The sequence below is a fragment of the Lactobacillus sp. WILCCON 0149 genome (assembly GCF_057197965.1).
Map to the genome: position 1 here is coordinate 760,802 of NZ_JBUBHO010000001.1, position 26,621 is coordinate 787,422.

Consider the following 26,621-nt stretch of genomic DNA (forward strand, 5'->3'; position numbering starts at 1 on the left):
AACGTGAATTCAGTAATCTTTTTAGGGACGCCGCAATTCGGCGCTACAGTTTTGGAAGGCCTGATCAAGGCCGGTTATAATATTTTGGCCGTGGTAACCCAGCCAGACAAGAAGGTTGGCCGCAAGCAGAAGGTTGTCTTTTCTCCGGTTAAGGAAGTGGCTTTGGCCAACAACTTGCCCCTTTATCAGCCAGTCCGTCTGTCTAAGTCAGCTGAACTTGATGAATTGCTGCAGCTTGAAGCAGATTTCATCATCACTGCTGCCTTTGGCCAGTTTTTGCCGACAAAATTTCTAAAGTCAGCTAAAATCGCGGCCGTCAACGTGCACGGGTCCCTTTTGCCGAAATACCGGGGCGGGGCACCGATCCAGTATGCAGTCAGAAACGGGGATGCCGAAACCGGGGTGACCATCATGGAAATGGTCAAAGAAATGGACGCCGGCGACATGTACGCCCAGGCCAGCCTGCCGATCAGACCAGATGAAACCAGCGGGGAAGTTTTCGCGGAACTGGCTCCTCTTGGCCGGGACCTGCTTTTGGAAACTCTGCCAAAGATTGCTAGTGGCGAAATTGTCAAAAAGCCGCAAGATCCAAGCCAGGTAGTCTTTTCTCCAACCATCAGCAAGGCTGAGGAGAGAATTTCCTTGAAATTGACGGCCAAGGAGGCCAAGGACTTGATCCGGGCCCTCAACCCGGACCCCGGCGCCTACCTGGTCATCAAGGGCCAGCGCTTAAAGGTTTGGAAGGCGGAAGTAGCTGATGACAATACCAGTCTGCCAGCTGGCCACCTCTTGACCAACCAGGGCCGCTTTGCCATCAGCTTTGCCGGCAACACGGTCTTGAACCTGCTTGAAGTCCAGCCAAATGGCAAGAAGGCCATGGCCATCAAGGACTTTTTGAACGGGCAGGGGAAGAAGTTTGCAGCAGGAGAAAAGATCGTAGATGAAGACTAACGCCCGCACCGTGGCCCTGGACACCTTGATGAAGGTTATCAACCAGGGCTCATATTCAAACATCAGCTTAAACCACGCTCTGAAAGCGGCGAAGCTGCCGGCCGAAGAGAGCCGGCTGGCTACCAACTTGGTCTATGGAACCATCCAATACCAGCTTTACCTGGAATACCAGCTTAAGGACCTGGTCAAGGCCCGGCTGAGAGAGCCGTATATCAAGCCACTATTATTGATGTCGGCCTACCAGATCTTCTTTTTGGACAAGGTACCGGACCGGGCAGTCTTAGACGAAGCCAACAAGCTGGCCAAGGCTTATGGCCGGCCTAAGTCCAGCGGCTACCGCCTGGTCAACGGGATCTTGCGCTCGCTATTGCGGCGGGGGGAAGTCCTGCCGGAAAAAGACGCGCCAGACTATCTCAGCGTGAAGTGCAGCATGCCCCTTTGGCTGAGTGACTATTTCGTGGCCAACTGGGGCAAGAGCCGGGCGGAAAAAATCATGGCCAGCTTCAACAGCAAGGCCAAAAACGAAATCCGGATTTCTGCTTTGGCTGATGAAAAAAGAGTCGTCCGGGACCTGGACCGGGCACATTTTGCTCCTAAGGAGTCGCCTTTGGCCAGCCGCAGCTATGCCTTAAGCCGGGGCGGAATCGTTTTGACCGACTTTTTCAAAGATGGTGAAGTTACGGTGCAAGACGAAGCAGCCAGCCTGGTAGCGGAAGCCTTTGACTTTAAGGGAAACGAACAGGCCCTTGATGCCTGCAGCGCCCCGGGCGGCAAGACCATCCAAATAGCTGAACAAGTGCCAGAAGGACAAGTTACGGCCCTGGATATCCATGAAAAGAAATTGCGCCTGGTCAAGGAAAATGCCGCCAGAATGCGGGTTGCTGATCGGGTCAAGGTCAAAGCTTTGGACGCGCGGAAGGCAAGGGAGTATTTTTCCGGGCAAGAATTTGATAAGATATTGATAGACGCACCATGTTCCGGTCTGGGACTGCTGCGCCGCAAGCCGGAAATCCGCTATACGAAAACGGCGGAAGACATCAGCCATTTGGCTGAGATCCAACTGGATATTTTGAATGAAGTAGCCGGCTTGCTGAAAAAGGGCGGGGAGTTAGTCTACTCCACCTGCTCAATCTCTGTAGAAGAAAACGAAGAAAACGTGCGGAAATTTTTAGCCGCGCATCCAGATTTTGCATTGAAACCATTTGAAACGGCAAAGATCTCGGCTCCCAAAGGGATGCTGAAGATCCTGCCCGACAGCTACAACAGTGATGGATTTTTCATTGCCAAGTTTACGACAAGGGGTTAGTACTTGTGATTAAAACGGCATTTGCTTCAAGCATTGGTAGAGTTAGAGAGAGCAATCAAGACTTCGTGCAGATTTTTCAAAATCGCGTTGGGGTAACCATGGCCATCGTCTGCGATGGGATGGGAGGTCACCAGGGCGGCGACGTGGCATCCACGATGGCGGTCAGCCACCTGGGCCACAACTTCGCCAATACCGACCTGCACGACAAGAATCTGGCCAGAAAGTGGCTGGACGTCCAGCTGCGCTCAGAAAACGAAACGATTCTGAAGGCCGCAGACCGCTTCCCTGATTTGAATGGGATGGGGACGACGATTGTCCTGGCAATTTTCTTTGACCAGGAAGTCTTGATTGCCCACCTGGGCGACTCCCGGGCCTACAGCTACTCTGAAGGGAATTTCCGCCAAATCACCGAAGACCACTCCTTAGTCAACGAACTGGTCAAGATGGGGCAGATCACCAAAGAACAGGCGAAGACCCACCCTCAGAAAAATATCATCACTCAAGCCTTAGGCGTTTCAAGCACTATTGATCCGGAATATAATGAACTTGAAATGAAGACTGACGACGTGTTCCTTCTCTGTACTGACGGCTTGACCAATTCCCTATCGGATCCTTTGATTCAACAGGTTTTGGCAACCAAGGGCCTAAACCTGCAGGAGAGGTGCAACAAGTTGGTCAATGAAGCCAATCGTCTGGGCGGCGGCGACAATATTACCGTCTGCCTGGCCGTAAATGAGGAGGATGGCGCGAGTGATCAATAAAGGTTATTTGCTCGGAGACCGCTACCGGATCGTCGACACCCTGGGTGAAGGCGGGATGGCTAACGTCTACCTGGCTGATGACATAATTTTAAAGAGACAGGTCGCCGTTAAAATTATTCGCCTTGACTTGCAGAAGGACTCCCAAGTTCTGGCCCGCTTTCAAAGAGAAGCTCTGGCCACCAGTGAACTGAGCCACCCAAATATTGTTTCTGTTTTTGACGTAGGGACCGACCATGGCCTGCCATATATGGTCATGGAATACGTGAAGGGACCCGACTTAAAGGACTATATCCGGGAAAACAGCCCGATTCCCCTGCCGCAGGTCATCAAAATCATGGACCAGATTTTGTCAGCGATGGAACTGGCCCACAAGCACAACGTGATTCACCGCGACTTGAAGCCGCAGAATATTTTGATGGATGAAAAAGGCAACATCAAAATTGCCGACTTCGGTATCGCGGTTGCCTTGAATCAAAGCGCGATCACCCAGACCAATTCGGTCCTGGGTTCGGTGCACTACATGTCTCCTGAACAGACCCGGGGCGGGATGGTCACCAAACAGTCTGACATCTATTCTTTGGGGATCATCCTGTATGAGGCCTTGACCGGCCATGTGCCTTTTAACGGAGAAACGCCGGTAGCGATTGCCCTCAAGCATGCGGAAGACGATATTCCGTCCCTCAGAAAGCAAAACAAGGCCATTCCCCAGGCCTTGGAAAACGTCGTTTTAAAGGCGACGGCCAAGGATCCGCGGGACCGGTATGCTTCCGTGGCTGAAATGAAGGCTGATCTGGACACCAGTCTGGATCCGAGCCGGGCAGGTGAAGCCATTTACCGGCCAAGCCACGGCAACAATGATGAAACCAAGATCCTGCCAGCCTTGAACGGCAAGGTCATGCAGGCTGAGAAGGCCAAAGAAGGCAAGGCTGAAGAGCCAAAGAAGCGGTCTTTATGGGCCAATATCAAGAAATATAAGTGGTGGTGGATCGGGTCATTATTCCCGGTCTTTGCCATTCTGCTTTTTATGTTTTTGGCAGTTGGCCACAACAATGTCCGGGTGCCTGACGTCGTGAACATGACGGAAAAGGCAGCCAAGACCTCTTTGAAGAGTGCCGGTCTGGCGGTAGGGGCTGTGAAGCGGACCTACTCCAGCGAGGTCAAGAAGGGCAAGGTGATTTCGACCACGCCGGAGGCCAACAGCCCCGTTGACAAGGGGCGGAAGGTCAGCCTGCTGGTCTCCAAGGGGCCAAACTTGACCAAGGTACCAGATGTAGAGGGCCTTTATTTGTCGACCGCCAAAAAGAAACTGAAGAAACTGGGCTTCAAGGTCAAGAGCCGGGAGGCACCGTCTAATGAGTACCTGCCAGGTTTGATCATCTCCCAGAGCGTCAAGGCTGGCCGTAAGGTAGATGCTTCTAAGACAACGATCACTTTGGTGGTGGCCGTGGCTTTGGAAGACCAGCCCAAGCCCTCCAGCTCCTCCAGCAGCAAGACCACTTTTAAACTGGAAGATTTGACGGGCAAGAGCTTGGAGAATGCCCAGTCTTACGCTAAGAGCAAGAAGTTGAACCTCAAGGTTGTGAAGGATTACTCTGACAGCGTGGACAGCGGCGACGTGATTTCAACAGATCCGGCAGCCGGCAGTGAAGTCGCTGAAGGGGACAGCTTGACGGTTACGGTTTCTAAGGGTGCAGAAAAGAAAGAGGTCAAGAAGACCTACACGGTTGACTACCAGGCTAAGGAGAGTTCATCAAGCTCTAGTGAATCAAGTGACGAATCCAGTGAGTCCAGCTCCAGCTCTTCCTCTAACCAGGGCAACCATGTCCGGATTTATATCCAAGATGATGACCACAGTCTTGGCAATATTTACCGGGACCAGTACATCACCAAGGATACGGACTTCACGATCACTTTTTCTGTTACTAAGGGTGACGGCAAGATCAAGATTGTGCGTGATGACCAAACCGTTGTTGATGAGACGGTTTCAGCAGATGACAGTGAAAGCGGGAATTAAATGGCAGAAATAGTACAAGGGACGGTTGTTTCTCTGATAGCCGGCTACTACGACGTGCAGACGCCGGCAGGAGTCGTGCGGACCAGGGCCCGGGGCGTTTTCCGCAAGAACCGGGAGAAGCCCCAGGTCGGCGACAGCGTGCAGGTCAAGCTGGATGAACAGGGCTTGGCTTATTTGGTGAAAATTCTGCCCCGGAAGAACCGGATTGGCCGGCCGGCAGTTGCTAATGTCGACCACGTGCTTTTGGTCATTTCGGCAGTGGAACCGGATTTCTCCACCGCTCTTTTGGACCGCTTCCTGGTCTTTTTTGCCTGGCAGGGGGTAGAGGTAACGATCTACCTGTCAAAGAGCGACCTGCTGGAAAAGGAAAAACTGGCAGAAGTAGAAAGCCAGCTGGCATACTATCAAAAGATTGGCTACCGGGTTTATCTGGACAGGGAAAATCTGGCAAGCGACTTGCCAAAGCAGATCATGGAAAGCGAGATCTGGACTCTGGCTGGCCAGTCAGGGGCCGGGAAGTCGACCCTGCTGAACTTTATCAAGGAAGACGCGGGGCAGGCGACGGGCGCGATCTCGACCAGCTTGAACCGAGGAAAACATACAACTAGAACGGTTACCCTTTTTAAATTAGGGGAAGGCTTTTTGGCGGATACCCCAGGCTTTTCGGCAATTGATCTGACGCCGATCAAGCTGAATGAACTGTGTACGTATTTCAAGGAATTTAAAGCCTTGAGTCCGGGATGCAAGTTCCGGGGCTGCCAACACCTGCATGAGCCGAAGTGCGCGGTCAAAGACCAGCTGGCTTTAGGTGAAATCGCGGCTTTCCGTTATGACGATTATCTGGCCATGCGGACGGAAATTGAGGAAGGCCGGATGCCGGAGTATTTGAAGTGATGAGATAAGACAGGATAGGGTGTTTTGTGATGGATGCTGCAGTATTGCTTGGCGGGCCAAAGGAAGAATGGCCGGCTGATTTGAAAGATCAGCTGAAGCAGGCGCAAGAAAGTGGCGACCTTTTGATCGGGGTTGACCGGGGCGCGCTTCTTTTGCTGGAATTAGGCTTTAAGCCGGATTTGGCGATCGGGGACTTTGACTCACTGAAGGCTGATGAACTGGCCTGGGTAGAAGGGACGGTTGCGGATATCCGCTATTCAGTGCCAAAGAAGGACTGGACCGATTCTGAGCTGATGCTGGGAATTGCTTTTGGCGATTATAAGATTGACCAGCTGAAGGTTTACGGGGCTACTGGCGGCAGGCTGGACCACGCGGCGATTAATGCTTTTGGCATTTTGAATCCCGACCTGCGTAAGTATGCCAACCAGTTGACCTTGATTGACAAGCAAAATATGATTTTTTACCGGCAAGCTGGCAGCTATGAAATTCAGAAGCAGGACTATACCTACTTTGGGGTAAGTTGCTTAATGCCGGTAGAAGATTTGACGATTGAGGGAGCCTTGTATGACCTGGCGCCTTATAGTGGCGACTACCTGCGTTCCTTCACGTCTAATGAGTTTTTGCCGGATAAGGATAGCTGCCGGTTATCCTTGAAGAAAGGCTTAGTAGCGGTCGTTTATTCTAAAGACTTGAACCGTTATGAGCAAGCTTGATTTGCACAAGCTAATATAATTAAGATAATAAAAAAAGTCTCGCTGAAAAGCGGGACTTTTTTGCTTACCACCCTTTTTTAAAAAATTAGATTTCAATATTTACATTCTAATTTTTCAGTAGTATTATTTTAAGCATATTTAACGATCTTACTAAAATATTTACGAGGAGGAGAAAAATGACGTTAAAATATGCCAGCAAGTGGAAACTGCTGGTCTTTGCGGTCTTCGCTGCCGCCAAGGCAATGCAGGCGGTTTTTATCGCTTATGTCTTTCAGAAATTTATTAATTTTGCCGGAAATCCCAAGGGGAGTTTATTACAATTAACTGTTAAAGCAGTTGTGGGTATTGTCCTTTTTGCTTGCCTGGCCCTAATCTACCAAATTATGCAGGCAAATATCATCAAGGATGTCAACTTGAAAATCAAGGAGCAGGCAACAGAATATCTCTTGTATTCTGATAATGCTGATCCAAAACTTGACTTGTCCTTTATGACCAATGACTTGAAGCAGGTCGAAAGTCACCGGGTGGAAGCTGAGCTGGATATTGTTTTTAATGGTTTGCAGTTTATTGCGGCATTTGCGGCGGCTCTGCTGTCTTCCTGGGCTCTGTCCTTGATCTTCCTGGTCGCATCCCTGGCACCTGGTCTACTGCAAAATATTTTCGGGCCAAAAATCGAAGCTGCTTCTTCTGCCTGGGAAGAGGAGAACAGCAAATATACTGAGGCAATGACGGATACCATCAATTTTGCTACTTTTGCCAGACTTTATGACGCTGAAGACAGCATTTTTTCCAGAATGCTCCACTACAGCCAGAAAATGGAAGCGGCCCTGGCCAAGATGAAGCGGACAGAAATGGTGACGGGTGAAGTCATCACGGTTTTCGCCTATGTCTGCAGCATGATCATTCCTTTTAGCCTGGGCATCTACTTTGTAACCCAAGGGCAGATCACTTTGGGGACCTTTATGATGATCTCCCAGCTGGCCAACAACTTTATCAATCCGATTGTCGGCATCTTTTCATCTGTCAATGACATTAAAACCAGCAATCCGATCTGGAAAAAGTATACTGCCGTGGCAGGTTTTACAGCAAAAGAAAGTGCTGCAGACCGGGATGAGTTTAAGGAGCTTTCTTTAGACGATGCAAGTGTGCAAAGAGGGGACCGGAAGCTTTTGAATGATCTTGATTTAACTGTTAAAAATGGTGAAAAAGTATTGCTGGAAGCACCATCTGGCTGGGGGAAGTCAACTTTGCTTAACGTCCTTGTTGGCCGGATCGAGCTGGCAGATGGGGACTACGAGATCAACGGAAAAGACGCGAATGGCGATTGGAGCAGGGATCACGAGTACTTCTCCTTTGTCCAGCAGAAGCCCTATATTCTCGATGATACTATCGAATACAACATTTCCTTAGGCAGAGAAGTCAGCCGGGAAGACCTGCTGGCAGTTTGTCAAAAAGCTGGTTTAACCAGCCTGGTTGAAGAAAAGGGCTTGGATTATCAAGTTGGCAAAGAAGGTAAAAATCTCTCCGGCGGCCAGGGCCAGCGGCTGGAAATTGCCAGAGCTCTCTTGGCCAAGCGGCCGGTTCTTCTGGCCGATGAAGCTACTTCAGCATTGGATCCCCGCCTCTCCAAGCAGATTCACCAGACAATTCTGCAGAATTTCCCTGGCACCGTAATTGAAGTAGCCCACAAGATTTCAGATGAAGAAATAGCCATGTTTGACCGGGTGGTCAATTTGGCGGAGAAGTAAAAAACAGGCAGCTATTCAAGCTGCCTGTTTTTGCTGATGATTTTAGAGAAAAATAAAACCCGGCAGATCATTGATCTGACGGGCTCGTTTCGTCACTAGACACGGGTAACTTTACCAGACTTCAAAGTCTTGGTTGAAACCCAAACGCGCTTAGGCTTGCCGTTTACAAGAATGCGAACTTTTTGAAGGTTTGGCTTCCAAGAACGACGTGATGAGTTCAAAGCGTGTGAACGCGTGTTACCAAAAGTGGTCTTCTTACCGGTTACGAAATCTTTTGCCATGCTGCTAAACCCCCTTTACATGTCATGTCATACTATTAGACTTTACCATAAAGTTTGAGCTTTTTCAATTGTTATTTTGAAAAGTATTTTCCAGAAAATAAAGTCGTTAGGGTTAGCTTTTTATCTCGTTATGATAAAATAAGGGTGTATATTGGAAATAAGACGGAGGATAAACATGGCTGTTAAAATCAAGACAAAGTATGGTTTGATTGATATTTCAAACGGTGTAATTGCAACTGTTGTTGGTGGTGCAGCTACGTCTAACTATGGCGTTGTCGGTATGGCATCCAAGAATGCCATCAGAGACGGAGTCGACAGCATTTTAAGCCGGGCAAACTACAAGCGCGGCGTCGTTGTTAAGTCTGACGAAAATCAAGTAACTGTTGATGTCTATATTATTGTTGGCTACGGCTTGAAAATTTCTGAAGTAAGTCGTAATGTACAAGACAGTGTCAAATATAACTTAAGAAGCCAGCTGGGGATCGACACCAAGGCGGTCAACGTCGTTGTCCAAGGTGTAAAGGTTCTCGACGACTAGATAAGTGGAGGATTCAATATTGGTTTTAAGTGAAATTAGCAGTAAAGAATTTAGAGACATGGTGCGGATTGCCTCTCACCGGATGAGCAAGAACGTGCAATTCGTCAATGATCTAAATGTTTTCCCAGTTCCTGACGGCGACACTGGCACGAATATGAATCTCACGATGGAAAGCGGTGCTAAGGCCGTTTCCGAAAACGCAAGCAGCAGTGTCGGCGACTTGACTGAAAGCCTGGCCAAGGGGATGCTGATGGGCGCGCGCGGCAACAGTGGGGTTATCACTTCCCAGCTCTTCCGCGGCTTCTACAAGGCAACCCAGGGCAAGACCACTTTGAACGCCCAGGAATTGGCAAATGCCTTTAGCAATGGTGTAGCTACTGCCTACAAGGCTGTGATGAAGCCGGTTGAAGGGACCATCTTGACTGTGGCCCGGGTCGGCGCTCAAGCAGGTGCTAACAAGGCTAATGAAACCGATGATGTAGAAGAAGTAATGAAGGCCGTGGTTGAAGGCGCTAAGGAAGCTCTGAAGAGCACTCCTGACCTGCTGCCAGTTCTTAAGCAAGTCGGCGTGGTTGACTCCGGTGGTCAAGGTCTGGTCTTCATCTATGAAGGCTTCTTAGAAGGTCTCTTGGGCGAAAACTTCGATGACAAGTACGTTCCAGATGCCGACGACATGAACTCCTTGATCAACGCGACTCACCACCAGGCTGTGCAAGGGCAATTGGCAACTTCAGACATCGCCAACGGCTACTGTACTGAAATCATGGTTGACCTTAAGGCTGACGTGCCAAACAAGAAGCCATTTGACCTGGAAGAATTCAGAAGCTATCTGTCAGAATTGGGTGACTCCCTCTTGGCAGTTTCTGACGGGGAAATCGCCAAGGTTCACGTGCACACTGAATACCCAGGCAAGGTCTTCCTTTACGGGTCACAATTTGGTCAATTGGGCAAGATCAAGATCGACAACATGCGGATTCAGCACGAAACGATCGTTGACAACGAACAAGAACAACAAGAGAGCGTTGACTTTGCAGTGATCGCGGTTGCTTCCGGCAACGGTGTCCGCAAGCTCTTTGAAAGCGAAGGGGTCAACCGAATCATCTCCGGCGGGCAAACCATGAACCCTTCAACCCAAGACATCATTGATGCCATCACCAAGTCCGGTGCTAAACAAGCGATTATCCTGCCAAACAACGGCAACATCATCATGTCCGCTAAGCAGGCAGCTGAAGTTGCTGAAATTCCGGTCGGCATCGTGCCATCCAAGACTATCCAGCAAGGTTTGACCGCTATGCTGGCCTTCAACCCGGAAGCCAGCGTTGACGCGAACGTTGAAGCCATGAGTGATGAACTCGGTTCAGTCAAGTCTGGTGAAGTAACCCGGGCAACCCGTGACACTGAAATCAACGGGGTTGAAATCCACAAGGGCAACTTCATTGGTATCGTAGACGGCACGATCATGGTTGATGACGCTGACCCAATCAGCGCAACTGTAGCCATGACGGAAAAGATGCTGGACGAAGACTCTGAAATCGTGACTGTAATGTACGGCAGCGACGCTACTGAAGAAGAAGCCCAAGCAGTTGTTGACCGCCTGGAAGCAGCTCATGAAGATGATGACTGCGAATTCGAAATTCACGACGGTGGCCAGCCAGTTTATAACTTCTTGATTTCTGTAGAATAATGACTTTAAACGAAGCTATTTTCAGACCGGTGACGGCCTTGAAGGGGGTAGGAGCCAAGACGGCAGAGGCTTTGCGGTCGCTAGGCATTTACAGCATCTACGACTTGCTCTTCTACTTTCCCTACCGCTATGACGAACTGGAGAACCTTCCGCTGGACCAGCTGGAAGACGGACAGAAGGTCATGCTGAAAGGAATTGTGGCAACCAACCCCTACCAGAATTACTTTGGCTACCACAAGAGCCGGGTCAGCTTCAAACTGCGAATTGATCATGATATTATCATGGTCAATTTTTTTAACCAGCCATGGCTGACCAAGCAGCTGAGCGTGGGCCAGGAAATTGCCGTCTATGGTAAATATGAGCTCAGAAAGCAGAGCCTGTCAGCCTATAAGCTCATCGCCAGCAAGCATGAAGATGACGGAATGGCACCCATTTATTCGGTCAACCGGCAGATCAAGCAAAAGAAGCTGCAGACCATGATAGACCTGGCGATCGCCGAAAGCATGGACGAGATGGGCAATGCCGTGCCGGAGGACTTGCGGCAGCATTACCGGCTTATGGATGACCAGGATCTGGTTATCGCCATGCACCACCCTAAAGACTTGGCTCAAGCTAAAGAGGCCCGCAGAAGCGCGGTATTCCGGGAATTCTTCCTCTTTCAGATGCAGCTGGCCTTGATGTCCAGCCAGAATAAGAGTCACAGCGGCTATACCAAGCACTATGACCTGGAAGAAATTGGCAAGCTGACCAAGTCCCTGCCTTTTGACCTGTCGCCTGACCAGAAAAAGGTCATCAATGAGATTTTTGCCGACATGTTTGTTGACCGGCAGATGCAGCGCCTTCTTCAAGGGGACGTTGGGTCCGGGAAAACTGTGGTTGCGGTGTTTGCCATCTATGGAGCAGTAACGGCTGGCTACCAAGCAGCTTTGATGGTGCCAACGGAAATTTTAGCCAACCAGCACTACCAAAAGATTTCCGCCATGCTGGAAGATTTTGGTGTCCGGGTGGCCCTTTTAACCGGGTCAACCAAGACCATGGAGCGGCGGGAAATTTATAGGGAACTGGCTGATGGCAGCATCAACGTGGTGATCGGTACCCATGCTTTGATCCAAGAGCAAGTGGCTTTTAAGAAGCTGGGCTTGGTGATCATTGATGAGCAGCACCGCTTTGGCGTTGCCCAGCGTCTGGCCTTGATCAACAAGGGCGACCGGCCGGATATCCTGGCCATGACGGCCACCCCGATTCCGCGGTCATTGGCCTTGACTGTCTATGGCGATACCGCCTTGTCAGAAATCAGACACCTGCCTGCCGGCCGTAAGCCGATCAAATCCTATTGGAAGACCAGCAGCCAGCTGGATGAGGTATATTCCCTGATGCGCCAGCAACTGGCCGAAGGCTTCCAGATCTACGCGGTTACGCCCTTGATCAGCGAATCGGAAACAATCGACCTAGAGAACGCTGAAGCATTACATGAAAGGCTGGCTGGCGAATTTCCAGACCAGGAAGTTGTTCTTTTGCATGGCAAAATGGCGGCAGCTGACAAAGAAAGCATCATGGACCGCTTTGCGGCTGGAGAGATAAATATCCTGGTTACAACCAGCGTGATCGAAGTCGGAGTAGACGTGGCCAATGCCAACTTGATGGTGATCTTTGATGCTGACCGCTTTGGTTTAAGCCAGCTCCACCAGCTGCGCGGGCGGATCGGCCGGGGGCAGACGCAAAGCTACTGCGTCTTTTTGGCTGACCCCAAGACTGAAGCCGGCAAGAAGAGGATGAAGATCGTGGCTGAAACCAACGATGGCTTCAAGCTCGCGGAAGAAGACCTCAAGATGCGGGGCGAGGGTGACCTCTTTGGCAAGGCCCAGTCAGGCCTGCCGGAATTTAGGACAGGCAGCGTTGTCAGCGACTACCAGGTCATGGTGGTGGCCAGAGACGAGGCCAAGCGGATCGTCCAGGCTGATCCAGACTTGAAAGCAGAAAAGTTGGCAGACCTGCAAGCTGTGATAAAATATAAGAAAATCGTACAAGCGAGAGCTTAGTCCAAATAGAAAAAGAGATTATTGATGAGAAAAATCGCGATTGACGCCATGGGCGGGGAAAATGCCCCTGAGGCGATTGTAGAAGCAGTTTTGAAGGCCAAGCCAGAATTGCCGGAAGACAAGTTCATTTTCTTTGGCGATGAAGGCAAGCTGAAGCAGCTGCTGCCAGCAGGCGATGACCAGATCGAAATAGTAGCCACCACGGAAGTGATCCTGGATGAAGATGAGCCAGTCAAGGCCATGCGGACCAAGAAGGACTCTTCCATGGTCGTAGCAGCTAACTGGGTCAAGGAAGGTAAGGCAGACGCCCTTTTGTCACTGGGCAATACCGGGGCTCTGTTAACTTGCGGGATCTTTATTGTCGGCCGGATCAAGGGCGTTGCCCGGCCAGGCCTCATGCCGACCATGCCGGTTGAATCTTCAGATGACGGCTTCAACATCATTGACGTTGGAGCTAACGCCACTAGCAAGCCGGAATACCTGCTGCAATGGGCTGAGATGGCATCCTACTATGCTGAAAAGGTCCGCGGCGTATCCAAGCCGAGAGTAGCTCTTTTGAATAACGGGGCAGAATTTGACAAGGGTGACGACCTGCACAAGGAAGTCTACCAGCTCTTGAAGGACAGTTCCTTGAACTTCACTGGCAACATTGAAGGCCATGAGCTCTTGCAAGGGAAGGCAGACGTTGTCGTTACGGACGGCTTTACTGGCAACGCGGTCTTAAAGAGCATCGAAGGGACAGCCGGTGTCATCATCCACATGCTGAAAGACGGTTTGATGAACAATGGGGTTAAGGCCAAGCTGGGTGCCCTTTTAGCCAAAGATGCCTTGAAGTCTGTCGCCAGCCGTTTTGACACGGCCAAGTACGGCGGGGCTGTTTTGCTCGGTTTGAACTCACCAGTAGTTAAGCAGCACGGCCGGTCTGACGCCCGGGCCGTCTACTACGCGGTTAAGCAGATCGACAAGATTTTAGCTGAAGACTTGATTAGTATTTTTAAGAAAGAATTTAGCAAATAAGGATAAGCAAAAAAGAATACCCTGCTAAATAGGAAGATTAGAAATTATAGGAGAAAGAATAATGACTGAAGCAGAAATTTTTGACAAGATTGCCACTTTGATCGCGGACAACTTCCAGCTGGACAAGGACAAGATCACCATGGATACTGACTTTACCAAGGATCTGGACGCGGACTCAATCGACCTGGTGGAATTCATCATGCAGCTGGAAGATGAATTCGGCGCTGAAATCCCTGACGAAGACGCTGCAAAGATCACCACTGTTGCTGATGCGGTAGCCTACATCAAGAGCCACCAAGGTTAAGTGGATTGAAAGCAAATTGAAAGTGAATTGAAAACAACTAATATTTAATTAGCATTTGCCAAAGAAGAATCTGTGGCAAATGCTTTTTTTGTGCGCATTTTCCGGAAAAGGCAGAAAAATATGATAAAAATCGAACGATAATTTAACAATTATGATATGAATTGGCGGAAATGATGAAGAAATAAGTAAAAAACACTAGAAAAATGTTAAAAATCTATTGAAAAAGATTTGAGAAAAGTTAAAATCTACTAGTGTAATATTTATTTACTAACTAATAATTATTTTGAAGGAGAAAAAAGTTGGACAATCAGCAAAACGTTTTACTAGACGTCGAACAGCTTCATACCGGCTACCGCCTGCAAGGCGAGTTCTATGACGCGGCTGATGGCATCGATTTTACTCTCAAGCGCAACGAGGTTTTAGCTATTGTTGGCGAAAGCGGCTGCGGCAAGAGTACGATTGCCTCCAGCATCGTTGGCCTCTATGACCGGAAAAACACCCGGGTTCAAGGAGAAATTAAGTACAAGAACCTGAACTTGGTGAATTTGAGTGAGGATTTGTTTAACCAAGTTCGCGGCAACAATATTGGCATGATTTTCCAGGACCCGATGGCCAGCTTGAACCCCTTGATGAAAGTCGGGGACCAGGTAGCGGAAGCCTTGCTTTACCACACGGACCTAAATAAAGAGCAGCGCCGCGGCCGGGTGATTGAACTCTTCAAGCAAGTCGGGATGCCGAAGCCGGAAGCTATGTATGACATGTACCCGCATGAACTGTCCGGTGGTTTGCGGCAAAGAGTGGTTATTGCGATGGCCATTGCCTGCAAGCCTGAGATCATTATTGCTGACGAACCAACGACTGCTTTGGACGTGACTATTCAAGCCCAGATCCTGGATTTGCTTAAAGAGATCCAGAAAGAATCCGGCTCAGGCATCATCTTGATCACTCACGACTTGGGCGTCGTGGCAGAAACGGCTGATGAAGTTGCCGTGATGTATGCCGGGCAAATTGTAGAAAAAGCTGATGTGAAAACTTTGTTTACTCATCCTTTGCACCCTTACACCCGATCACTGCTAAACTCCATGCCGCAGTCAGATGATGACAAAGATGATTTGCACGTGATCCAGGGCACGGTTCCGTCACTGAAAAACATGCCGCGGACCGGTGACCGTTTCGCCGCGAGAATTCCATGGATTCCAGCTGACGCTCATGAAGCAGATCCACAGCTGCACGAAGTAGAGCCAAATCACTTTGTCCGCTGCACCTGCTGGAAGACTTTCCACTTTCAAGATGAAGGATAGGTAGCAAGTATGGCAGAAGAAATTATTCAAGTTAAAGATCTGAAGGTCCATTACCCAATCCGGTCGGGCTTTTGGAACAGAATTACTGATTATGTCCGGGCTGTTGATGGGGTTTCTTTTTCAATCAAAGAAGGGGAAACTTACGGCTTGATTGGTGAATCAGGTTCCGGCAAGTCCACGACTGGCAAGGCAATCGTTGGCGTGGAAAAGGTGACCAGCGGGCAGATTCTCTACAAAGGCAAGGACATCACCAAGGAATCAGTCCGCCGGAAGATGAACTACAACAAAGACGTGCAGATGATCTTCCAGGACTCCATGTCCAGTCTTAACCCCCGCAAGCGGATTGAGGACATTATTGCTGAACCGATCCGGAATTTTGAAAATCTGACGACTGACCAGGAACGTGACCGGGTTCAGGAATTGCTGGACATCGTAGGGATGCCAAGTGACGCGATCTACAAGTTCCCCCATGAATTTTCTGGTGGCCAGCGGCAGAGAATCGGGATTGCCCGCGCCGTTGCTACTAACCCGAAGCTGATCGTGGCCGATGAACCAACGAGTGCCTTGGACTTGTCAGTTCAAGCCCAGGTTTTGAACTTCATGAAGCACATTCAGCAGCAGTACAACATTGCCTTCTTGTTTATTTCCCATGACCTTGGCGTGGTCAAGCACATGTCCGAAAACCTGGCGATCATGCACCGGGGCCGTTTAGTGGAAGTGGGCAGCCAGGAAGAGATCTACAAGAATCCGATGCATATTTACACCAAGCGCCTTTTGTCAGCCATTCCGAAGGTTGACGTTGAGCACCGGGCTGAACACGCGGCCAGACGGCGGGAAATAGAAAAGGAATTTTTGCAGGACCAGGCAAACTGGTATGATGCAGATGGCCGGGTCTACCCATTGACCGAGGTTGCACCTAACCACCAGGTTGCCTTGCCGAAAGAACAGCTTAAGGGAGGAGAATAGCAAATGTGGAAAACAGTCTTAAGACGGGTTTTGATTATGATCCCGCAGCTGATCTTGCTCAGTATTATTGTCTTTATGCTGGCGAAAATGATGCCTGGGGACCCCTTTACCGGCTTGATCAACCCTAACTCAAGCCCAAAGGAAATCGCCCGCTTAAAGCAGGCTTATGGCTTGAATGACCCAGTGCCGGTTCAATATATGCGCTGGATTAAGAATTTGCTTCATGGTGATTTAGGGCAAAGCTATATCCAGCACGTACCGGTTGCGTCTTTGATTGCTGACCGGGCTCAGAACACTTTCTGGCTCTCGCTCTTGTCAACTGTCTTGCTCTACGGCATTGCCATCCCAATGGGGATCAGCGCCGGCAAGCATGAAGGCGAATGGCAGGACCGAGCAATCTCAGTTTTCAATTATGTGACTTATGCTATCCCTGGCTTTGTCTTTTACCTGCTGGGTCTCTGGCTCTTCGGCTTTACTCTGGGCTGGTTCCCGATCAGCGGGACGGTTTCCGCTAATGCCAGCGGCTTTTGGGGAATTTTCTTCAGCCGCCTGCAGCACATGATTTTACCGGCAATTCTTTATGCGATCATCGCAACGACTGGGACGGTGCAATACCTGCGGACCGGGATCATTGACAACAAGGTGGAAGACTATGTTAAGACTGCCCGCAGCAAGGGCGTGCCGGAAAAAGTCGTCTTCAACAAGCATATCTTGCGGAACTCTTTCTTGCCGATCGCTGCCTTTATGGGTAACACCATCACCGGTCTGCTAGGCGGGTCAATGATCATTGAAACGGTCTTCTCCTTCCCAGGGATGGGTAAGCTCTTCCTTGATTCGATCAGTCAGCGTGACTATACGACTCTGACGGCTTTGATCATGATTTACGGGACCTTGACTCTGCTGGGCAACCTCTTGTCTGACATTATCATGAGTCTGGTTGACCCGAGAATTCGCGTGAAGTAGAGGTGAAATGATGGCTTTATTTACTGTAGGCAAAAAGAAGCAAGATGACAGAGCCCAAATTCCGCCATCCGCTTTGAAGATTGCTTTTAGAGAAATTTTTAAAAGCAAGGCCGCGACTGTGGCCTTTTGCACCATCGTCGTTATTTTGCTGCTTACCTTTGGCGGTTCTTTGTTCTTGAACAGCAGCCAGGTTACTGAAATGCACATTTTGGAATCTTACGCTGGCTGGGGACAAAATGGCCACCTGCTGGGAACCGATGACGGTGGCCGGGACATTCTGAATCTGTTGATCATGGGTGGGCGCAATTCCATCATGATTGGTCTCCTGGTCACTTTGTTCTGTGAACTGGTTGGCCTGGTAGTTGGTCTGGTTGCCGGTTACTATGGCGGCACTATTGACTCCATCATCATGCGGATTGTCGACTTTGTGCAGATTTTGCCGCAAATGCCAATTTTGATCGTTTTGGTAACGGTTTTGCCAAACTATAATTCCATGACTTTGGTTTTGCTGATTTCGATGTTCGGCTGGACGGTTGAAGCAAGATACTACCGGTCCTTTATTTTGTCACAGAGAGAAAGAGACTATGTTCTGGCTTCCAAGACTTCAGGCTCCTCAAACACCAAGATCATGTTCCGGGAAATTCTGCCAAATATTGCATCAATGATCATCATCGATGTCGTTTTGAGCGTTTCCGGCAACATCGGGATTGAAACTGTCCTGTCCTTCATCGGCTACGGTTTGCCGACCAAGATTCCATCTTTGGGGACCTTGATTGGTTTTGCCAATGACCCGGTCAACATCATCGACCGGCCATGGCTGTGGCTGCCGGCAACTGTCTTGCTTTTGGTAATCTGCTTGAGTATCAACTACGTCGGCCAAGCTTTGCAAAAGGCTGGCGACGCCCGGCAAAGAGAAAACTAAAATAATTAGTATTAAATTAAATTTGTCATTGACTTTTAAAATGAAAATGCTAAAGTAAAAGGCATGAAAGATAAATTTTGTGAATTGCTATCTTGATAACTATTCATATGCTGTGTATTTTGTCTTTTGAATATATTGTGTGGAGGTAAATTAAATTATGAAGAGACGAATGCTCGGAACATTAGGAGTATTCCTGGCTGGTGCAGCTTTGCTGGCTGGCTGCGGCAAGAGTGGCTCAACTGACAGTAACAGCGGGGCTAAAGACGCGAAGAAGTTTCCGGAAGCTACGGCAACCGGCGTGGCTAAGAAGGGCGGCAGCCTTAGCATCGCTGAAGAATCTGACACGCCAGTCAAGGGTGTCTTCTTGAACGAAGTTTCAGACAGCCAATATGACCAAGACTTTATGGCTTTTGGGAATGAAGGTCTGTTTGCAACCGATGATCAATACAAGATCAACAACAAGGGGGCCGCAACCTTTAAGATGGACCGGAAGGCCAAGACGGTAACGATCGAGGTCAAGAAGGGGGTCAAGTGGTCTGACGGCAAGCAGGTAACTGCCAAGGATGTTGAATATTCCTACGAAATCATCGCTAACAAGGCCAGCCAGTCATCCCGCTACACCAGTTCTTTGGCAGATATCGTCGGTTTGGCAGAATACCACGAAGGCAAGTCCAAGAAGATCTCCGGGATCGAAATGCCTGACGGTGAAAGCGGACGCAAGGTGGTTCTGCACTTTAAGGAAATGAAGCCAGGCATGACCCAGTCCGGTAACGGCTTCTTCTGGGAATACGCTGCACCGTACCATTACCTAAAGGATGTCCCATTCAGCAAGCTGCAGTCCAGCGACAAGGTCCGGAAGAACCCGCTTTTCTTTGGTGCATACAAGCTCTCCAAGCTGGTCCGTGGCCAATCCGCAACTTGGGTAAGAAACCCTTACTACTACCGTGGCCAAGCCAAGTTAAACAAGATCACTATCTCAGTAATCTCTCCAAACTCAGCTTCCCAGTCAATCAAGTCCAAGAAGTTTGACTTGATTGAAGTTGTCAACTCCCAATGGAAGGAAGTTAAGGGGACCAAGGGCTACAACTTTGTTGCCCAAATTCCATTGTCATACTCTTACATGGGCTTCAAGGTCGGCAAGTGGGACAAGAAGACTGGCTCAGTCAAGATGAACAAGAACTCAAAGATGAGCAACCGCTATCTCCGCCAAGCCATGGGTTACGCTATGAATGTTGATGAAGTAACCAAGCACTACACCCAGGGCCTGTCCTTCAGAGTCAAGACTTTGGTTCCAGAATCCTTTGGCGACTTCTCAGACAAGAGCGTGAAGGGCTTCCCACTTAACTTGAAGAAGGCTAATGCTTTGCTGGACAAGGCCGGCTACAAGAAGAAGAAGGGTGAAACTTACCGCCGGGATCCAAATGGCAAGAAACTGACCATCCACCTGGCTGCCATGAGTGGATCTCCAAACCAGGAAGCAATCGTCCAAAACTACATCCAGCAATGGAAGAAGATTGGTCTGCACGTAACTTTGACCACTGGCCGTTTGATCGAGTTCAACTCCTTCTATGACAAGGTACAAAACGATGACCCGTCAGTCGACGTCTTCATGGCCGCATGGTCACTGTCTAGTGAACCTACCCAAGATGACCTTTACAGTGCCAAGGCTCCATACAACTTCACCCGCTTCGCAACCAGCGAAAACACCAAGCTGTTGAAGGAAATGGGCAGTGACAAAGCCTTTAACCACAGCTACCGGGTACAAAAGTTCCACGAATGGCAACAATACATGCAAAAGGAAGCCTTTGTAATTCCTTTGACCAACTCATACACGATTACCGCGGTCAACAGCAAGCTGGTCAACTACTCAACCAAGCCATCTAAGACGGCAACCCTGTGGTACGAAACTGGCTTTAAGAAGTAAAAAATAATATCTAATTACGCAAAAGAGGAGGTTTTCCCTCCTCTTTTTTTCTGTTCTCTCGCTTCGGCCCGGTCTTGCTCCTTTTGTTATGGTAAACTAAGTATTGTAGCAATTAGCAAAAAGGACTCTTGATTGATGAAGAAAATAACAAAATTAGCAATTTGCTTTTTGGCGGCTCTAAGCCTGGCAGCTTGCGCGCAAAAGACCAGCAAAAGCAAGCAGGACAATAACAGCGGGGCTGAAGATGCCATGCAGTTCCCTGTGGCCACCAGCTTTGCCAAGACTAAAAAAGGCGGCAGCATCAAGGTTGCCTTGGAAACTGATACCCCTTTTACGGGGATTTTTTCTGATGAACTGGCAGATTCGACAACCGACGCCACTTTGGCCCAGTTCGGCTCTGAATCTTTGTTTGACACGGACAACAGCTACAACATCACTGACAGCGGGGCAGCAACTTTCAGCCTGGACCGGCAGGCCAAGCAGATCACCATCAAGATTAAAAAAGGGGTCAAGTGGTCTGACGGTAAGCAGGTCGTGGCAAAAGACGTGGAATATGCCTACGAGGTAATTGCCAACAAGGCCACTAACAGCTCCCACTACACTTCTTCTTTGCAAGATGTGGTGGGCCTAAAGAAATACCATGACGGGAAAGCCAAGACAATCAGCGGGATTGAAATGCCGGACGGGGAAAACGGCCGCAAGGTTGTAATTCACTTTAAGGAAATGCACCCGGGGATGTTGAAGTCGGGCAACGGCTATTTCTGGGAATCAGCCCTGCCATATCACTACCTTAAAGATGTGCCTTTCAGCAAGCTGAGAACCTGCATCGAAATCCGCAAAAAGCCCGTCTATTTTGGTCCATACAAGGTCCAGAGCATTGAACAGGGGCAGAAGGTGGTTTGGACCCGCAATGAATACTACTGGCGGGGGACGCCAAGCTTAAGCAAGATCACCATCTCCATTATTTCCCCGAAGTCAGTCGCCACGGCCATCAGTGAAAAAACTTACGACATCATCGAAGTGGTCAACTCCCAGTGGAAGCAGATCAAGAGCACCAAAAACTACCGCTTTGTCGCCACGATTCCCTTGAGCTACAACTACCTGGGCTTCAAGCTGGGCAAGTGGGACGAGAAGACCAACTCAGTCAAGATGAACAAGAATTCCAAGATGGCCAACAAGTCTCTCAGACAGGCGATTGGCTATGCAATGAACGTTACCCAGATCGAGCGCAAGTACACTTCTGGCTTGACCTTCCGCATCAAGAGCCTGATCCCGTCACAATTTGGCGACTACTATGACGACAAGAGCAAGGGTTATCCATATAACCCAGCTAAGGCTAAAAAGCTTTTGGACAAGGCAGGCTACAAGCTCAGGTCTGGTGAAAAATACCGGCGGGACCCACAGGGGCATAAGCTGGTAATCCACCTGGCTGCCATGACTGGTGACTCCAGCCAAAGCAAGATCATCAAGAACTATATTAAGAAGTGGAAGGAAATTGGCTTAAACGTCAAGCTGACCACCGGTCACTTGCTGGAGTTCAATACTTTTTACAACCTGCTCTTCCAAGACGATAACCAGGTCGACATGTTTATTGCCGGCTGGACATTAAACAATGAGCCTTCCCAAAATGGCATCTACGGTGCCGGCACCCAGTACAACCTGGAGCGCTTTGCCACCAAGACCAATACCCAGCTTTTGGAAGCAATGGACTCAGACGAAGCCTTTAATATCAGTTACCGGATCAAGGTCTTCAAAGAGTGGCAAAGATACATGCAAGAGCAAGCCTTTGTAATTCCTTTGACCAGTTCCTACAAGATTACAGCCATCAACAAGAAGCTGGTCAACTACTCCTATGAACCGGCAGAAATGAACAACAGCCATCCTTTATGGTATAAAATCGGCTATAAAAAATAATCTGCGACTCTGTTTTGTCCATTTGCCGGACAAGGCAGAGTTTTTTCTTGGAATTAGGTAAAAAAGGCGCTCTGATGGCGGGCTTTTGATATAATTTTTAGTGTTATGAAAGGATGAATAGTTCATGGTCTCAACTAAATTTATTAAAATGCTGGATGAAAAATACGGGATCCGCTTCAAGGATGCCCGCCTGCTAGAGGAAGCCTTTACCCATTCCTCCTATGTCAATGAAAATCCAGGCAAAACTTTGGGGAATTACGAAAAGTTGGAATTTCTGGGGGACGCGGTTTTGGAATTTACGGTCTCTGACTACCTCTACCGCCACTTCCAGCACTTAAATGAAGGGGAACTGACCAGACTGAGATCAAATATCGTCCGCACTGAAGGCTTTTCGAAAGTGGCACTGGACTGCGGCTTTAAAGAAGAAATCAACCTGGGCGTCGGCGAGGAAAAAGCTGGCGGCCGCAACCGCAAGGCCCTTTTGGAAGATGTCTTTGAAGCCTTCAACGGCGCCTTGTTCTTGGACCAGGGGATTGAAGTGGTTGAAAAGTTTCTTAGCCAGACCGTCTATCCTTTAATCGCGGCTGGCTACTTTACCCCGTCACGTGACTTTAAGACGGACCTGCAGGAGCTTTTGCAGCAAAACGGCAGCGTGACCATCGAATACCGGGTGTTGAATGAGAGCCAGCAGCCGCCCCACTTTGAAGTTGAAGTCCTGGTCGACGGCAAGAAGCTGGCAAACGGGGAAGGACGCAACAAGAAGAAGGCTGAGCAGGACGCGGCCAGCCACGCCTTGGAGCACTTGAATGGAGGAAAATAGTGCCTTTAACTAGTTTGATTTTGGAAGGCTTCAAGTCTTTTGCTGACAAGACGGTGATCGACTTTACCAAGGGGATTACCGGCATTGTCGGTCCTAATGGGTCGGGCAAGAGCAACATCACGGAAGCCATTCGCTGGGTCATGGGGGAAGGCAGCGCTAAATCCCTGCGTGGCCGCAACATGAAAGATGTTATTTTTGCCGGGAGTCAGTTCCGCAAGCCCTTGAACCGGGCCGAAGTAACCATGGTTTTTGATAACCGGGACAAGGAACTGGACTTTCCAGCTGACCAGGTTTCAATCACCAGAAGAATTTTAAAATCTGGCGACAATGAATACTTGATCAACCAGCAGCCTGTCCGCCTGCGGGACGTTCGGGCCCTCTTTCTGGACTCCGGCATTTCGCAAAACAGCCTGGCCATCATTTCCCAGGGGCGGGTGGACCAGATCCTCAATTCCCAGGCCCGGGAAAGACGGGGGATTTTCGAAGAAGCAGCCGGGGTGCTCCACTTTAAGCAGCAAAAGCAGCAGGCCCAGGGGCAGCTGGAAACAACCAATGACAACTTGATCCGGATCAACGACCTGGTCAATGAGCTGGAGAAGCGGTTGGAGCCTCTGCATGAACAGAGCTCTTTGGCCCAGGAATACCAATTCCAAAAAGCCGGGCTAGATGAGGACTTGAAGACCCTGCTGGCCTTTGAAATCGCTGACTTAGACCAGGAAGAAAAGGAAGTTTCCAAAAAACTGGCCCAGAGCCAAGAACTTTTAAGCCGGCTGGACGCGGAAGTCAAGCAGTCCCAGGCCAAGCTGGCGGCTAAAAGAGAAGAATTCCAGCTGGAAAGCCAGAAGCGGGACCAGCTGCAGACTGAAGTCTTGAAATTGACCAACCGGCTCTCTGAGATCAACACTTCCTTGCAGGTTTCCCAGCAGTCCCGGCAGTTTGACCAGGCAACCAGGCTGGAATACCAAAGACAGCTGGCTGATTTAAAGGAAAATCTGGCGGCTACGGACGCGGAAATTGCCAAATTGGCTGACCAGGAAGCTGAATATGCCGGGCAATTGGACCAGCTGAAAGAAAAAAGACAGAAGCTGGCCGATCAGCTGAAAGAAGACCCGGCCAGCCTCAAATTGAAAGTAGAAGACCTGCGCTCAGAGTACATTCAGACCTTGCAGGACCAGACCAGCGCCAACAACCAGCTGGTCTACCTGGAAGGGGAAATCAAGCGGGCCAAGGAGAGCAAGGACCAGCGCTATGAAGATGCCTCAAGTCAATTGGCCAAGAGCCAGGAAGAACTGGAAGGCTTGCGGTCTAAGGGGCAAAAGCTGCGGGCAGAAAATGACCAGCTGCAGGCGGAATTAAAGGAAGCTAGCGACCAATTAGGGCATTTAGCTGCCGACCAGCAGGTCGCGCAAAAGCAGCTGCAGGCGGATTTGACTAACCTCCAGCGCCTGACTGCCCGCCGGGATGCCTTAGTCAACATCCAAAAGCGGCATGACGGCTACTATGCCGGGGTCAAGCAGGTCTTAAACCAGCCTGACCGTTTCCCAGGCATCATCGGGGCAGTTGGGGAACTTTTGACCTTCCCGGCTGACCTGGAAGCAGCCATGACGACCGCCCTTGGCGGCAGCGTTCAAAGTCTGGTGGCCAAGGACCGTTTGGCGGCTAAAGATGCCATCCAGCAGCTGAAGGTCAGAAGACTGGGCCGGGCAACTTTTTTGCCCCTGGATGCATTAAGATACCGGGCAATTCCAGCTTCAACCCGGCAGGCTCTGGAACGCTTTGCCGGCTTCCAAGGCCTGGCCAGCGAATTGGTTGAGGCTAAAGGCGAAACTGATATTTCAGAAGCTATCCAGTACCTGCTGGGCAGCATCATTATCGTCGACAATATGGACACGGCCCTGGCCGTTTCAAGACAGATCGGTCACTACCGGGTCGTTACCCTGGACGGGGATGTCATCAGTCCTGGCGGGGCCATGACTGGCGGGGCCCGCAACCAGCGGAGCAATTCTCCCTTGCAGACAACGGCTGAAATCAACAAAACGACAGCCATGCTGGAGGAATTAGAAGGGCAGTTCCATATTAAAGAAGAAAAGCTGGCCAGCTTAGACAAGCAAGTCAAAGACAAGCAGGAGAACCGGGAGCAAATCAGCCGGGACCTGCAGAGCCTGCAGCAGGACTTGAGCGCGGCAGTCTTGACCTTCCAAAACCAGGAAAAAGAAGTCAAGCGCCTGGAAAGCGCCGTGAAGCTTTACCAGGCCCAGCAGGCTGAACAAGCAGCCTACCTGGCAGATTTGCAAGACAAAGAGGCAGCTCAAAAGACTAAGAAAGAAGAACTGGCCGCTTTGGCTGACCAGCAAAAACGCGACTTGGCCAGTTTGCAAGAAACCATTCAGAACTACACTGATGTAAACCAGGGCGTGCAGGAAAAACTGGCAGAGCTTGACCCGCAATTGGCGGTTTTGGCCAACAAGCAGGAAAACCTGCAGGCCAGAAAAGCTGAGCGCGGCCGGCAAAAGGCGGGCAGCCAGAAGCAGATCGCGCAGCTGGAAGAAAAACTGGCTGCTTTGGACAGTTCCAGTCAAATGTCAGCCAGCAAGAAAGAGGAGCTGGGCCTTGAGAAAGACCGGCTCCTGGCTGAGCAAAAAGACAAGCAGGCTGACCTGGATTCAGCCAGCCAGCTTTTGGGGCAGTTAAACGGGCAGATCAACCAGTTGGAAGCAGTTGCGACCAGAAACTATGACTTAAGAAAAGACGCGGCTAGTGAACAAGAGGAGTTTTCAGTCAAATTGGCCACGGTTAAAGGCGAGCTCAAGCAGCACCTGGACAGTTTAAGAGAAGACTACTCCTTGACTTATGAAGCCGCGCTTTCCCAGGCCAAGCTGGAAAATACGGAAGAAAACCAGGAAAGCTTGCGCCGCAGCGTCAAGCTGCACCGGATGTCGTTGGAAGATATTGGCCCGGTCAACTTGGGGGCGATTGACGAATATAAGGAAGTCAAGGAACGCTATGACTTCTTGAACGGGCAGCAAAACGACCTGCTTGAAGCAAGAAGCAACCTGCAGCAGTCGATGGATGAACTGGACCAGGAAGTGAAGGACCGCTTCAGTCAGACCTTCCAGCAGATTTCGGCTTCCTTCAGCCGCCTTTTCCCGGTGGTCTTTGGCGGCGGCAATGCCCGCTTGGCCTTGACGGATCCGGACGATTTGCTGGAGAGCGGGGTGGAAATCATCGCCCAGCCACCTGGCAAGAAATTGCAGCGTTTAAGCCTTTTGTCCGGCGGGGAGCGGTCGCTGACGGCGATCACCTTGCTTTTTGCCATGCTGGAAGTCAACCCAGTGCCTTTCTGCGTGCTGGATGAAGTGGAAGCGGCCCTGGACGATGCCAATGTCGCCCGCTTTGCCCATTTCCTGCGCCAGTATGACAGCCAGACACAATTTATCGTGATTACGCACCGGCGGGGGACCATGGAACAAGCTGACCAGCTCTACGGGGTGGTCATGCAGGAATCTGGGGTTTCCCAGATTTTGTCGGTCTCCTTGAAAGATTTAAAAGATGAGGTATAAC

21 protein-coding genes are annotated in these 26,621 nt (G+C 49.9%); 20 read left to right on the plus strand and 1 reads right to left on the minus strand.

Translation table 11 applies throughout. The features are described from left to right. Window positions 1-3: 3 nt before the first annotated feature. From fmt to ACYVUV_RS03695, 7 genes are all read left to right on the plus strand, one after another. Window positions 4-951, plus strand: a complete 948-nt coding sequence (gene fmt, locus ACYVUV_RS03665; RefSeq protein ID WP_439774708.1) for a methionyl-tRNA formyltransferase — start codon at window positions 4-6, stop codon at window positions 949-951. Next, the gene (rsmB, locus tag ACYVUV_RS03670; RefSeq protein ID WP_439774709.1) at window positions 941-2,257 is read left to right on the plus strand and encodes a 16S rRNA (cytosine(967)-C(5))-methyltransferase RsmB; all 1,317 of its coding nucleotides are present in this window, start codon (window positions 941-943) and stop codon (window positions 2,255-2,257) included. The genes fmt and rsmB overlap by 11 nt, the downstream gene beginning before the upstream one ends. 5 nt (window positions 2,258-2,262) lie before the next feature. Further along, window positions 2,263-3,018 (plus strand): Stp1/IreP family PP2C-type Ser/Thr phosphatase, encoded by a 756-nt coding sequence (locus ACYVUV_RS03675; RefSeq protein WP_270447708.1) that lies wholly within the window; start codon window positions 2,263-2,265, stop codon window positions 3,016-3,018. Next, entirely contained in the window at window positions 3,008-5,032 is a 2,025-nt protein-coding gene (gene pknB, locus ACYVUV_RS03680; protein ID WP_439776330.1) for a Stk1 family PASTA domain-containing Ser/Thr kinase, read from the plus strand. The genes ACYVUV_RS03675 and pknB overlap by 11 nt, the downstream gene beginning before the upstream one ends. Beyond that, window positions 5,033-5,926, plus strand: a complete 894-nt coding sequence (gene rsgA / locus ACYVUV_RS03685) for a ribosome small subunit-dependent GTPase A (protein ID WP_439776331.1) — start codon at window positions 5,033-5,035, stop codon at window positions 5,924-5,926. Window positions 5,927-5,955: 29 nt separating this feature from the next. Then, on the plus strand, window positions 5,956-6,639 hold the full coding sequence (locus tag ACYVUV_RS03690) for a thiamine diphosphokinase (RefSeq protein WP_439776332.1): 684 nt from the start codon (window positions 5,956-5,958) through the stop codon (window positions 6,637-6,639). Window positions 6,640-6,815: 176 nt separating this feature from the next. Beyond that, the gene (locus tag ACYVUV_RS03695) at window positions 6,816-8,387 is read left to right on the plus strand and encodes an ATP-binding cassette domain-containing protein (protein WP_484498995.1); all 1,572 of its coding nucleotides are present in this window, start codon (window positions 6,816-6,818) and stop codon (window positions 8,385-8,387) included. Between the two features lie 95 nt (window positions 8,388-8,482). Here ACYVUV_RS03695 and rpmB read toward each other — a convergent pair whose 3' ends face one another. Further along, the gene (gene rpmB, locus ACYVUV_RS03700) at window positions 8,483-8,668 is read right to left on the minus strand and encodes a 50S ribosomal protein L28 (RefSeq protein WP_270447714.1); all 186 of its coding nucleotides are present in this window, start codon (window positions 8,666-8,668) and stop codon (window positions 8,483-8,485) included. Between the two features lie 175 nt (window positions 8,669-8,843). On the opposite strand from rpmB, the gene ACYVUV_RS03705 reads away from it, so the two are divergent. The 13 genes from ACYVUV_RS03705 (at window position 8,844) to smc (ending at window position 26,620) form a co-directional block, all read left to right on the plus strand. Beyond that, entirely contained in the window at window positions 8,844-9,206 is a 363-nt protein-coding gene (locus ACYVUV_RS03705; protein ID WP_002879711.1) for an Asp23/Gls24 family envelope stress response protein, read from the plus strand. A gap of 19 nt (window positions 9,207-9,225) precedes the next feature. Beyond that, a complete protein-coding gene (locus tag ACYVUV_RS03710; protein WP_439776323.1) occupies window positions 9,226-10,890 on the plus strand; it encodes a DAK2 domain-containing protein in 1,665 nt (554 codons plus the stop codon). Further along, a complete protein-coding gene (gene recG, locus ACYVUV_RS03715; protein WP_439776322.1) occupies window positions 10,890-12,929 on the plus strand; it encodes an ATP-dependent DNA helicase RecG in 2,040 nt (679 codons plus the stop codon). Before ACYVUV_RS03710 ends, recG begins: the two co-directional genes overlap by 1 nt. Before the next feature lie 24 nt (window positions 12,930-12,953). Next, a complete protein-coding gene (gene plsX / locus ACYVUV_RS03720) occupies window positions 12,954-13,946 on the plus strand; it encodes a phosphate acyltransferase PlsX (protein WP_439776321.1) in 993 nt (330 codons plus the stop codon). Window positions 13,947-14,007: 61 nt separating this feature from the next. Further along, window positions 14,008-14,250 carry an acyl carrier protein gene (gene acpP, locus ACYVUV_RS03725; RefSeq protein WP_201330913.1) on the plus strand — a complete coding sequence of 81 codons (243 nt, stop codon included), beginning with the start codon at window positions 14,008-14,010 and terminating at the stop codon, window positions 14,248-14,250. Window positions 14,251-14,549: 299 nt separating this feature from the next. Continuing rightward, window positions 14,550-15,551, plus strand: a complete 1,002-nt coding sequence (locus ACYVUV_RS03730) for an ABC transporter ATP-binding protein (protein WP_439776320.1) — start codon at window positions 14,550-14,552, stop codon at window positions 15,549-15,551. A gap of 9 nt (window positions 15,552-15,560) precedes the next feature. Further along, window positions 15,561-16,517, plus strand: a complete 957-nt coding sequence (locus ACYVUV_RS03735; RefSeq protein ID WP_439776319.1) for an ABC transporter ATP-binding protein — start codon at window positions 15,561-15,563, stop codon at window positions 16,515-16,517. 3 nt (window positions 16,518-16,520) lie between these two features. Beyond that, window positions 16,521-17,480 carry an oligopeptide ABC transporter permease gene (gene opp4B / locus ACYVUV_RS03740; RefSeq protein ID WP_439776318.1) on the plus strand — a complete coding sequence of 320 codons (960 nt, stop codon included), beginning with the start codon at window positions 16,521-16,523 and terminating at the stop codon, window positions 17,478-17,480. Window positions 17,481-17,490: 10 nt separating this feature from the next. Next, a complete protein-coding gene (locus tag ACYVUV_RS03745; protein WP_439776317.1) occupies window positions 17,491-18,402 on the plus strand; it encodes an ABC transporter permease in 912 nt (303 codons plus the stop codon). A gap of 157 nt (window positions 18,403-18,559) precedes the next feature. Then, on the plus strand, window positions 18,560-20,326 hold the full coding sequence (locus ACYVUV_RS03750; RefSeq protein WP_439776316.1) for an oligopeptide ABC transporter substrate-binding protein: 1,767 nt from the start codon (window positions 18,560-18,562) through the stop codon (window positions 20,324-20,326). 135 nt (window positions 20,327-20,461) lie between these two features. Next, window positions 20,462-22,240, plus strand: coding sequence for an oligopeptide ABC transporter substrate-binding protein (locus ACYVUV_RS03755; RefSeq protein ID WP_484498996.1), 1,779 nt, complete (start codon window positions 20,462-20,464; stop codon window positions 22,238-22,240). 124 nt (window positions 22,241-22,364) lie between these two features. Beyond that, entirely contained in the window at window positions 22,365-23,060 is a 696-nt protein-coding gene (gene rnc, locus ACYVUV_RS03760) for a ribonuclease III (RefSeq protein WP_439776314.1), read from the plus strand. Beyond that, complete coding sequence (gene smc / locus ACYVUV_RS03765; RefSeq protein WP_484498997.1) at window positions 23,060-26,620, plus strand: chromosome segregation protein SMC; 3,561 nt, start codon at window positions 23,060-23,062, stop codon at window positions 26,618-26,620. The genes rnc and smc overlap by 1 nt, the downstream gene beginning before the upstream one ends. Window position 26,621: the final 1 nt, after the last annotated feature.